Consider the following 9,096-nt stretch of genomic DNA (forward strand, 5'->3'; position numbering starts at 1 on the left):
GAACACACACAGAACTAACAAAGAGATTCCCTCACTCCGGCGCTCGCGCGACCGGCGCGTTCCAGTGCCGCCAGAGCGCGATCATCCTCACGGTGACTACGGCGGCGGCCGAGACCACGGTGACCGGCCCCTCCGGTAGTCGCACAGCGTGACCGACCGCGACGAGCACCGAGCCGGCCAGCGCGGCCACGGCGTAGATCTCTTTCCGCAGGACCAGAGGGATTTCCCGGAGCAGGAGGTCACGCACGGCGCCGCCGCCGATCCCGGTGGTCATCCCGATCAGGCACGCGGCGTAGATGGTCGCGCCGGCGTTGAGCGCGATGGTCGTCCCGGCGGTGGCGAAGACGCCGAGCCCGAGCGCGTCGGCGAGCAGCACACCCCGCCGCAGCCGCGCGACCTGCGGATGGAAGGCGAAGACGACCAGGGCGGTCACGGCGCAGACGGCGAGGTAGGGCCAGTTCCGCAGCGTCGTGGGCGGGTGGATGCCGAGCAGGACGTCCCGGATGACGCCGCCGCCGAGCGCGGTGGTGAGCCCGACGACGACCACGCCGAAGACGTCGAGCCGAGCCCGCACGGCGGCGAGCGCCCCGGACGCCGCGAAGGCGACGAGCCCGAGGAACTCCAGCGCCGTGAGCAGCATCTACTGGTCGAGCAGGCCACCGCGGTAGGCCAGCAGGGCGGCCTGCACGCGGTTCGCCGCCCCGATCTTGGAGAGCACGGCGGAGACGTACCCCTTGACGGTGGCTTCGGACAGGTGCAGGCGTCCGCCGATCTCGGCGTTGGAAAGCCCTTGCCCGATGAGCGCGACGACCTCGCGTTCGCGTTCGGACAGTGAGGCGAGCAGCTTCCGGGCGGGCTGGGCGGCGCGCTGTTCGTCCCGGTGGGACTGAACCATCCGCGCGGCGACCCCCGGATCGAGGACGGCGCCCCCGCGCGCGAGGTCCCTGACCGCCCTGAGCAGCGCGGCCGGGTCGATGTCCTTGAGGAGGAAGCCGTTGGCACCGAGCCGCAGCGCGAGGCTGACGTACTCGTCGATGTCGAAGGTGGTCAGCATGGCCACGGTGGGCGGATCGGGGAGGGCGAGGATGGCCCTCAGCGCCCTGATCCCATCATCAGGAGCCCGCATCTTGATGTCGAGCAGGGCGACATCGGGGTGATAACGCCGGGCGACCTCCACTGCGGATCTGCCATCGGAGGCCTCGCCCACGATCTCGATGTCCTGAGCCCCGGACATCATCGCGCGCAACCCCGAGCGCACCAGTTCCTCGTCGTCGGCGAACATGAGCTTGATCAACGAAGCCCTCCGCAACAGCCAGTAGGAGGCGGCTCCCCGCGTCCCGTTAACGAAGGTTACCTACTGTTGTTCAGCAGTTCGAAACCAGACACGACCAGGTGAGGCGCTGGTCCGTCCAGGTCAGGTCGGGTGGGCGCTCCGGCGGGGTGTATCCCGGGGCTTGGACATGCCGCAGAACCACTCACCTGGGTGACGACGAGAGTCGGGCTACTCCATCCGTGCCCCTGCTGCTGAGTCCTGCTTCGGCAAGCTAAGCTTGAGTCGGCAGTTGTAGGCCCTCGTAGCTCAGGGGATAGAGCACCGCTCTCCTAAAGCGGGTGTCGCAGGTTCGAATCCTGCCGGGGGCACAAAACCCCTGGTCGGGCAGATGACCAGGGGCTTCGTATTAGGCCAACCCTCGCTTAACCCTCATCTTTGGGAAGCTCGATCTTCGGGCGCTCAGCCAGCGCCGGACCGACGTCCTCGCCCACAACGCCCCGTTCCATATAGTCCTCTTGAGTCGTGCTGATTCGCTCGTGTCCGAGGTAGTCGGCAATCTCGCGAGCGGTCAGGCCGGCATCATCAAGGACCCCGGCGACGTAGTGCCGGAAGTCGTGCGGGTGCAGACCCTTGTACGGCGTCTTCTCAACGACCGTCCGGAACCGCGCCCGGGTGTTGTCCGGGTCCCGCAAGGTGCCGGTCGCCGACGGGAACACCCATTGCGTCTCAGCGTCCGCCTGACGACGTTTGAGGATGTCCATCACCCAACCAGGCGGGCGGATCGTACGCATACCTGCGCGGCTCTTGGTGTGGTCCTGCACGAACAGGCCCCTCCCGGTCACCCGAATCGCAGTTCCGTGGAACCGAATCGTGCCGGCGTCGAAGTTGACCGAGGTGTCCCAGTCGAGTGCAAGCAGTTCGCCGATACGGCAGCCGAGCCCGGAGAGCACATCGACCATGTCGACCAAGTCCCATCGCTTCGCATTCTCGGCGGCGTGGAACACCCCGAGAATGGGACTGATGGACTTCGCATTGACCGTACGTTCTTTCTTGCGCTTCTTGGCGCCCAGACTCTCGATCTCACGGACCGGGTTCTTATCGAGCGCGTCATGTCGGACGACCAGAGCGAAGATCCCGGACAGCACCACTTTGACGTGTGATGCCGCACCACGACCGTTGCGATCCCGCGTCTCCGTGATCAGGCGATTGACTGTTGAGACACGGATGTCTCGGACGCGAAGGTGCCCCATGGGCGTTGCCAAGTAGCGATTCCACGTGTCGCGATACTCCCGCTTGGTGCGCGCGGCTTTGCTTGATTCGTCAATCGACCTCAACCACATGTCCGCCGCCACGGAGACTTTGGTTTCCGCCTTGATCTCGCCGTCACCCGACCTTCGCGCACGGTCACGCAAGGCTTCGAGCAGGTTGTTGATCGCTTTGGCTTTCGTTGTTCCGACCCGTTCGACCGGACGCGTAACGCCGTCGTAGTCCTTGTAATTCGCTACTGCGCGCGATCCACCTTGCGGCAGCTCGTACGTGCGGATCTTTCCCCACGTTCCCAGCGGGAGCGGTGGCCGGCCCATCAGACCACCCCTTGCTCGTCGACCCACGAATCGACGTCCTCGGAGCGGTAGCGGACGTACTTGCCGATGCGGCGGCCGGTCGGCCCGTAGCCCTTGGTACGCCACTGGTACAGAGTGTTCTTCGGAATGCCGAGGTAGTCGGCGACGTCGTCGATGCTGAGCAGCTTGCTATTCATGGTCGTTTTCCCTGCTGTACTTGAGTTTTCGGTCGTCTCGGATGCGTTCGGCGATGCCCGCGGCGAGTTCGCGTTCCGCGTCGTCGCGGTACCCGGAGCCGTCGAAGGCCCAGTCGTTGACCACGGCGATCGAGTCGGCGCGGTCGTCCAGCCCCAGCCGTTCGAGGGTTTCGGCGAGCCGGAACGCCTGGCGGTCACCTCGGATGGCCTTGAACGTGGTGGAGTACGCCAGCGACTTGGTGAGGAAGTGGCCCCGGAACGCGAGCATGTGCGCCCACCGGCGGAGCTTTAGGTCCTCGAACGCCGGCAGGTCTCCGAGGTCCCAGGCGGTTTGGATGATGCGGCGGTGGTGCGCGGTCACCTTCAGGTGATCGATGTCGAGCTGGGAGCGGATCGGCCGGTCGGCGGCTTCGCTCTTGCCGGTGCCCTTCGTTGCGTACTTCGCGATGTACGCGGCGAGCCGGGCTTCGGAGATCTGCCCGTTGTCGTCTTCCAGCTCGGCCGAGGCGGCGGGTTCGATGCGGCGGACGTCGACCTGCGTGCCCCAGGTCAGCGACAGCTCGGTCCCGTCCGGGTAGGCAGCGGGCACGAGCACGGCCCCAGCGGCCGCGTACACGGCGTCTTCCAGCAGATCCGGGTGCGCCCACCGGGGAGCCGGTGACACCGCGCCCTCGGGGCCATCCAGGCGCACGACGGCGTGGAAGTGCACAAGCCCGCGCCGCTGGTATTCGGCGACCTTCCCGTAGGAGAGCCGGGCCTGTTCGGTGAACTCGCGGGCCTTGAGCCCGGCCCGTTTGGCGATCTCCCGGCGCAGGCGCATCGTGAAGCGCTGCCACAGCACGCCGGCGTGGGCCTGCCAGATCACCGACCCGACGTAGTCGTAGGTCTCCGGGTCCAGCGGGGCGCCGGTGCGGGTGTCGTCATCGTGGTGGTACTCCCCGCAGCCGCACGGCCGGCGTTTGCCGTTGCGGGTGGTGCGGGCGGTGTGGACGGGGCCGAAGGACGGGGCGGTGAGGGTGACGAACGCGCGCGGCCGGTCCCCGACCGTGGTGGGGATGCCCTTGTCGCCGCCGATCAGCCCGGCGCGGATGAGGTGGAAGGCGTCGGCGGCGTAGCGGTCGGAGCAGGCCGGGCAGACCCCGGACCGGCGGTTGCCGCACGGGGCGAAGATGTCCCCGCCGTGATGGTGCAGGACGGCGCCGGTAGTTGCGTCCTGGAGCTGATGCGCCCCGGAGAGCCGGATCGGGCGGGCGCAGCCGTTGACCGCGCGGACCTTGGCTCGCCAGTCCTGGTAGTCCAGGGCCTTCACACGGGCGGCGAGGCGGTCTTCCAACGTCAGCATGTCGGAGCCTTTCGGTTGGCGGGCATGAGAAACGGCGCGAGAGCCGGGCCGGAGTTGGTGGCCGGGCTCCCGCGCCGTGGCGGGGTGCGTCGGGACGTGGGTCAGCCGGTGGCGAGGTCCTGCAGGATCTGCACGGCCATCGGTTCCGGGACACGCACGACTCGGCGGATCTCCTCGATGGTCAGCTCGCGCCCTTCACTGCGAGCCGTTTCGGCCACGGTGTTGATCCGGCTGGTCAGCTCGGCCGGGAGCCTGAGCCGGGGCCGGACCGGAGTGACAACGGCGGCCGATGCCGGGTCGATGAAGACGCCGGTCCGGGAGGCGCTCGCGGTGACCGGCTCAAGATCCGCAACGGGCTCCCGGGTCTCGGGGGCCGGGGTGCGGCGCATGAGGAGCTTGACGACCACGAGGAACCCGAGTGCCGGCATCGCGGCCACCAGCCATCCGGCCGGGCTGGGTTCGGCGAGCGCGACCTGTGCGGCCATCTGCACCCCGAACCCGGCCACGAGTACAACCATCGGGAACGTGAGCTTGCGGGCTCCGCCGATCCGGTGGTCGCGCTGGATCTCGAACCCGGCGACGATGACGATGCCCTCGATCACCACGGCGTCGGCCCAGGCGATCCAGCCGAGCTGTCCGTGGTGGACGGCCCAGTCGTGGGTGTGGGTGAACCCGGCCGCCGCGCCGATGCTCCCGAGGACGACGGCGACCAGGACCCGAACGACGTCCACCAGCCGACGAGTCTTGTTCGAACTGTCCGCAGTGGACATGATGAGTCTCCTTTCAGGTCAGTTCTCGCCGCGCCAGCGGCGGGCGTAGGCGCGGTAGTGGTCGGCTTCCTGTTCGAGCTGCGCGACGATGTCGTCCGCGAGTTCTGCCAGCCGGGGGCTGCTGAAAGTTGGGCTTTCGCGGTCCGTGGCGCTGATGCTCAGATCGGTCGTGTAGTACTCGTAAATCAGGCGATCGATGTGCGTGAGGTAGCGCATCGGCAGCATGACTGTCCTTTCCGGTCAGTTTCCGAACGGAGCGAGGTTGGACCAGCGTTGAAGCATGTCCCGGCCACGTCGGGTCAGCCGCAGCGGCAGAACGGGCTTGCGGACCACGCCGTGCAGGCACGAGATCGTCTCCCGGGCCGGGCTGCGTTCGACGTAGCCGATGGACACCAGGTGCATCACGACGTCGTCCTCCTGGGCGGCCCGGCAGTGGCCTTCGCAGTCGAGGACCATCACGCGGTCGGTGTCGTCCAGCAGCCCGAACCGACCGTCCCGGACTTCCGCGAGCACGTCCTTGGCCACCAGCGGGTTCCCGGGTGAGCCGAGCGGCTTGCGGCGTCCCCGGGCCGGAGGGCAGGCGCGGCCGGTGGTCGGGGCCGGCGTCGGGGCGGGGGTGCCGAACAGGCCGAGCTGTCCGGGGTCGGCGCGGCGGGTCATCGGATGCGCTCCCGTCCGATGTCGCCGAACTCGCGGTTGCGGAACTCGGTCACCCCGAGCACCAGGCCGAGCCCGACGCAGCCGAACACGGCGGCCACGATCCAGAACAGCACCGACCAGCCCTGTCCGAGGTGGATCAGGTAGAGCACGAGCGCGGCCGGGACGCCGTACTTGGCGTAGAGCCACACTCGCCACACGTAGAAGCCGAGACGCCACATGGTCAGTCCTCCTCGTCGGGTCGGTGGTTCGGGCAGAACACGAGCTGTTCGGACGTGCAGCGCCAGCCGGGCTCGTGAGTGAGGTACTCCACGAGGTCTGTCCATTCGGCAGTGCGCCAGCGTTCGTGATCGGAGAACTCGCCGCACACGACGCAGCGGGCGTAGTAGGCGACGCTGTACTCCGCGATGAACACCCGCTCGCCCGGTTCCCGCAGCACCATCGCCCAGGTCTCGGCGTCCTCTTTGGAGGAGTACAGGCGGTCGCTGAGCGGGACCATCCCCTTTTTGGTCCGCGACTCCAGCGCGAAGTGCGGGGCGTGCACGACGGCCGGGTAGTTGATCGCGGTCATCACGCCACCACCGACAGGCCGGTGATCGGGCGGCCGGAGCGGATGAACGTGATCAGTTCGTCGATCTCGCGGTCGTCGACGTAAGCGGCGCGCACGCGCTGCGGGACGCGGGTGCGCTGCCGGATCACGTAGCCGATACCGGCGGTGTCCGGCACGTTCGGGATCTCGTCCGCCAGCGCTCCCCGGAGCCGGGCGCCTTCACCGAGGACCATGTCCACGTGGGACTGAGCGGTGACCCGCAGGCACACCCGGGTCGGGAACAGCTCCCGGACCGGGACGACGTCCTTGGCGGGTTCCTGCACCAGCGCGGTCATGAAGTGCCCCGTGGCGCGGCCCTGGGAGCCGACGATCGCGAGCAGCTTGCGCAGGTTGCGGGCGATGGTGCCGTCGCCGTAGGCCAGCAGCGCCCCGATCTCGTCGATGATCAGGAGGTTGAGCGGGGTTTCCCGCGACACCTCGATCTTGCGGCGCCCGGTCCCGGCGAACGACTGCTGTACGGCGCGCAGGTCCGCGACGTACTCCTCCACCAAGTCCGCGCAGTCCTGTTCGGTGTCGGCGTAGCGGTAGGCGACGCCGGCGTCCCCGAGCTTGCGGAACTCCAGTTGCTTCGGGTCGCAGATCCACAGCCGGACCAGCCCGTCCCGGATCAGCGGAGCCAGGGCCCGCAGCTCGGAGAACACGATCGAGTTCTTGCCAGCGCCGGTCGCTCCCGCGATGAACAGATGCGACCGCAGCCCGAGCCGCCAGTCGGTGCCGTACTCGGTTTCGCCGACGTAGATGTCGTCGATGTCGACCGCGTCGGTCTCCTCGGGCATCTCCGGGGCCGGGATGGTCTCGGTGAAGGGCTCCGTCCGTTCGATGATCAGCGCGACGTAGCCGGGCTCCGGGTGCTCGAACGCGATCCGCTGCACCCTCAGCGTGTCGGCGAGACGTTCGAGGTTTTCCTCGATTGAGCGGCGAGCCTGCCCGCGCGCCAGCGCCATCGTGACGACGTCGACCGACGGGGAGTAGGACCGCAGCCGGGTGACCCTCGGGAACAGCTCCTCGCCGGTCTTGCGGTCGGTGACGTACATGTCGCAGGCCCGCAGCGCCCGGGCGAAGCGCGGCCCGAGGTAGACCGACCAGCGGCGGCGCCAGGCCCGAAGCCGCGGGGCGGCGTAGTGGTCGAAGGTGTCCGGGTGCGCCCGGTACCAGCAGAGCAAAGCGCCGGCCGTTGCGCCCGTGATGCCGCCGGTGGCGCTCCAGCCGAGCTCGAGCCCGGAGCCGAGGACGGCGGTCGGGGCCACGGTGGCGCCGGGGTGGCGCAGCAGCCACTTGAGTGCCTTGAATTCGGTCCCGATCTTGCGGGACGACTTGGGGGTGGTCATGGGTTGGTGGTCCTCTCGTGCAGCACGAGACCGGCCCCGCGTCCCGTGGTGGGAGGTGGCGGGGCCGGTCGCGTGCGAAACGGATCATGTGGGGTTGGTCAGGGTTTGATGGCGGTCCGGGCGTCGGTCAGCTCGGTGATGAGCGTTCCCATCGCGCGGCCCATCCGGTCGTGCGCGGCCTTGAAGCCGTTGCGGTTGATCGGCATCCCGTGCATCGATTCCTTGAGCTGCACGAGCGACGTGGCGAGGTCATCGACCACCCGGTCGACCTGGTGTGCCATGGTCAGAACCTCCAGTCCCGGGAGATGAGTTCAGCCTCGTGCTTCTTGCCCAGCAGCCGGAGCCGGTCGAGTTCGTCGAACGCCTTGGTGCGGAACGACTTCAGGTCGTCTTTGCTGGCGATGGTCCAGGAGTCGGACATGGCGTGGTCGTCGTACTTCGCGATCAGCTTGTCCACTTCGGCCAGCACTTCGGCGACCATGTCCAAGGTGTTCACGAACGTGGCGTAGCGCTGCTGCGCCCGCCGGTTCAGTGCAGCGATCTGCATCCGATCTACCCTTCGCGTGTCGCGGCGACCAGCTCAGCCGCCGAGGTGAGGTCTGCCGCCAGGAAGCGCACCGCGTTCCCGACCGCGACCCTGATGTCCCGATCCGGCTCAGTGGCCACGAACGCGCGGTAGGCATCGCTCGCGGCCGTGATGATCGCCTGGATTTCCGGCATGTCAGTCTCCGTTCCGGATCACGTGCTGTGCGTGCTTCAGACCGTCGCAGAAACCGGCCTGCCATCCCATGTCCTCGGTCGGTTCCGTGAGCGCGGCGGCCCGTTCCCGCTCCAGCCGGGCGGCGAGCATGCGGATCACCGTGCCGACCTTCACCGGGCGGCTCACCGTCCGGCCTTCCACGCCAGCGCCAGCCCCGAGACCAGCGCGAGCACCCCGAACACCGGGGCCGCGACCAGCAGCAGCCCGACCAGTACGAGCCACACCAAGTACGTGAACACTGCCTTTCCTCCCTACATCTCCCACTGGGCGCCGCACACGGTGCACGTGGCAATCCGTGTCGGCGAAAGCCAGAAACTTGCCGAGCAAACGTGGTCAGCCATCGCTAACCCCGCTTCGGGCCGTGCGGGTCATACGACGACAACCCACCCCGAATCGCGTTCATCCCACCCATTCGCCTCTCCTCTCCACTCGTGAACATCCGTGGTGAAACCCCAGGACTCCCGGACGAACAAGCCCGGCCGGGAATCGAGGCGCGCCACCACAAACAGCGCGGATTTAGGCATGGATCGGCCCACTCTGTATTTGTCAATGAACGAGAAGTGCCCTTGCCCGACTCGAAAACGGGCAGCCAACCGA

Annotated in this window: 15 protein-coding genes and 1 tRNA gene; 1 reads left to right on the forward strand and 15 read right to left on the reverse strand. The window is 67.9% G+C overall.

Annotated elements, in window-relative coordinates:
• Positions 1-31 precede the first annotated feature (31 nt).
• Both QSK39_RS06245 and QSK39_RS06250 read right to left on the reverse strand, forming a co-directional pair.
• Positions 32-640 carry a trimeric intracellular cation channel family protein gene (locus QSK39_RS06245; protein WP_285476685.1) on the reverse strand — a complete coding sequence of 203 codons (609 nt, stop codon included), beginning with the start codon at positions 638-640 and terminating at the stop codon, positions 32-34.
• Positions 641-1,294 carry a response regulator gene (locus tag QSK39_RS06250; protein WP_003087851.1) on the reverse strand — a complete coding sequence of 218 codons (654 nt, stop codon included), beginning with the start codon at positions 1,292-1,294 and terminating at the stop codon, positions 641-643.
• Between the two features lie 274 nt (positions 1,295-1,568).
• Between QSK39_RS06250 and QSK39_RS06255 the strand changes: the two genes are divergently transcribed.
• A tRNA-Arg gene (locus QSK39_RS06255) sits at positions 1,569-1,641 on the forward strand.
• A gap of 54 nt (positions 1,642-1,695) precedes the next feature.
• On the opposite strand, the gene QSK39_RS06260 is transcribed toward QSK39_RS06255, so the two are convergent.
• The 13 genes from QSK39_RS06260 to QSK39_RS06320 form a co-directional block, all read right to left on the reverse strand.
• The gene (locus QSK39_RS06260) at positions 1,696-2,856 is read right to left on the reverse strand and encodes a site-specific integrase (protein WP_285476686.1); all 1,161 of its coding nucleotides are present in this window, start codon (positions 2,854-2,856) and stop codon (positions 1,696-1,698) included.
• The gene (locus QSK39_RS06265; RefSeq protein ID WP_285476687.1) at positions 2,856-3,032 is read right to left on the reverse strand and encodes a helix-turn-helix transcriptional regulator; all 177 of its coding nucleotides are present in this window, start codon (positions 3,030-3,032) and stop codon (positions 2,856-2,858) included. Before QSK39_RS06265 ends, QSK39_RS06260 begins: the two co-directional genes overlap by 1 nt.
• Complete coding sequence (locus QSK39_RS06270; protein ID WP_285476688.1) at positions 3,025-4,374, reverse strand: replication initiator; 1,350 nt, start codon at positions 4,372-4,374, stop codon at positions 3,025-3,027. Before QSK39_RS06270 ends, QSK39_RS06265 begins: the two co-directional genes overlap by 8 nt.
• 101 nt (positions 4,375-4,475) lie before the next feature.
• A complete protein-coding gene (locus QSK39_RS06275) occupies positions 4,476-5,144 on the reverse strand; it encodes a DUF2637 domain-containing protein (protein ID WP_285476689.1) in 669 nt (222 codons plus the stop codon).
• A gap of 18 nt (positions 5,145-5,162) precedes the next feature.
• Positions 5,163-5,369: a hypothetical protein gene (locus QSK39_RS06280; RefSeq protein ID WP_285476690.1), complete on the reverse strand. Its 207-nt coding sequence runs from the start codon at positions 5,367-5,369 to the stop codon at positions 5,163-5,165.
• A 15-nt stretch (positions 5,370-5,384) separates the two neighbouring features.
• Positions 5,385-5,804 (reverse strand): hypothetical protein, encoded by a 420-nt coding sequence (locus QSK39_RS06285; RefSeq protein WP_285476691.1) that lies wholly within the window; start codon positions 5,802-5,804, stop codon positions 5,385-5,387.
• On the reverse strand, positions 5,801-6,022 hold the full coding sequence (locus QSK39_RS06290) for a hypothetical protein (RefSeq protein ID WP_285476692.1): 222 nt from the start codon (positions 6,020-6,022) through the stop codon (positions 5,801-5,803). Before QSK39_RS06290 ends, QSK39_RS06285 begins: the two co-directional genes overlap by 4 nt.
• A 2-nt stretch (positions 6,023-6,024) precedes the next feature.
• Positions 6,025-6,372, reverse strand: a complete 348-nt coding sequence (locus QSK39_RS06295; protein ID WP_285476693.1) for a hypothetical protein — start codon at positions 6,370-6,372, stop codon at positions 6,025-6,027.
• Positions 6,372-7,739 carry an FtsK/SpoIIIE domain-containing protein gene (locus QSK39_RS06300; protein WP_285476694.1) on the reverse strand — a complete coding sequence of 456 codons (1,368 nt, stop codon included), beginning with the start codon at positions 7,737-7,739 and terminating at the stop codon, positions 6,372-6,374. Before QSK39_RS06300 ends, QSK39_RS06295 begins: the two co-directional genes overlap by 1 nt.
• 98 nt (positions 7,740-7,837) lie before the next feature.
• The gene (locus QSK39_RS06305) at positions 7,838-8,020 is read right to left on the reverse strand and encodes a hypothetical protein (RefSeq protein WP_285476695.1); all 183 of its coding nucleotides are present in this window, start codon (positions 8,018-8,020) and stop codon (positions 7,838-7,840) included.
• A gap of 2 nt (positions 8,021-8,022) precedes the next feature.
• Positions 8,023-8,286, reverse strand: coding sequence for a hypothetical protein (locus QSK39_RS06310; protein ID WP_285476696.1), 264 nt, complete (start codon positions 8,284-8,286; stop codon positions 8,023-8,025).
• Positions 8,287-8,291: 5 nt separating this feature from the next.
• Complete coding sequence (locus tag QSK39_RS06315) at positions 8,292-8,459, reverse strand: hypothetical protein (RefSeq protein ID WP_247023095.1); 168 nt, start codon at positions 8,457-8,459, stop codon at positions 8,292-8,294.
• A gap of 1 nt (position 8,460) precedes the next feature.
• Positions 8,461-8,625: a hypothetical protein gene (locus tag QSK39_RS06320; RefSeq protein WP_285476697.1), complete on the reverse strand. Its 165-nt coding sequence runs from the start codon at positions 8,623-8,625 to the stop codon at positions 8,461-8,463.
• Positions 8,626-9,096: the final 471 nt, after the last annotated feature.

The sequence above is a fragment of the Amycolatopsis sp. NBRC 101858 genome, assembly GCF_030269325.1.
Lineage (GTDB): Bacteria > Actinomycetota > Actinomycetes > Mycobacteriales > Pseudonocardiaceae > Amycolatopsis > Amycolatopsis ponsaeliensis.

Bases quoted from the DNA above. Each gene is read 5' to 3' on its own strand.
- QSK39_RS06305 (WP_285476695.1), bottom strand. From the start codon at position 8,020: ATGGCACACCAGGTCGACCGGGTGGTCGATGACCTCGCCACGTCGCTC.
- QSK39_RS06310 (WP_285476696.1), bottom strand. From the start codon at position 8,286: ATGCAGATCGCTGCACTGAACCGGCGGGCGCAGCAGCGCTACGCCACG.
- QSK39_RS06275 (WP_285476689.1), bottom strand. From the start codon at position 5,144: ATGTCCACTGCGGACAGTTCGAACAAGACTCGTCGGCTGGTGGACGTC.
- QSK39_RS06315 (WP_247023095.1), bottom strand. From the start codon at position 8,459: ATGCCGGAAATCCAGGCGATCATCACGGCCGCGAGCGATGCCTACCGC.
- QSK39_RS06245 (WP_285476685.1), bottom strand. From the start codon at position 640: ATGCTGCTCACGGCGCTGGAGTTCCTCGGGCTCGTCGCCTTCGCGGCG.
- QSK39_RS06270 (WP_285476688.1), bottom strand. From the start codon at position 4,374: ATGCTGACGTTGGAAGACCGCCTCGCCGCCCGTGTGAAGGCCCTGGAC.
- QSK39_RS06280 (WP_285476690.1), bottom strand. From the start codon at position 5,369: ATGCTGCCGATGCGCTACCTCACGCACATCGATCGCCTGATTTACGAG.
- QSK39_RS06290 (WP_285476692.1), bottom strand. From the start codon at position 6,022: ATGTGGCGTCTCGGCTTCTACGTGTGGCGAGTGTGGCTCTACGCCAAG.
- QSK39_RS06285 (WP_285476691.1), bottom strand. From the start codon at position 5,804: ATGACCCGCCGCGCCGACCCCGGACAGCTCGGCCTGTTCGGCACCCCC.
- QSK39_RS06265 (WP_285476687.1), bottom strand. From the start codon at position 3,032: ATGAATAGCAAGCTGCTCAGCATCGACGACGTCGCCGACTACCTCGGC.
- QSK39_RS06295 (WP_285476693.1), bottom strand. From the start codon at position 6,372: ATGACCGCGATCAACTACCCGGCCGTCGTGCACGCCCCGCACTTCGCG.
- QSK39_RS06300 (WP_285476694.1), bottom strand. From the start codon at position 7,739: ATGACCACCCCCAAGTCGTCCCGCAAGATCGGGACCGAATTCAAGGCA.
- QSK39_RS06260 (WP_285476686.1), bottom strand. From the start codon at position 2,856: ATGGGCCGGCCACCGCTCCCGCTGGGAACGTGGGGAAAGATCCGCACG.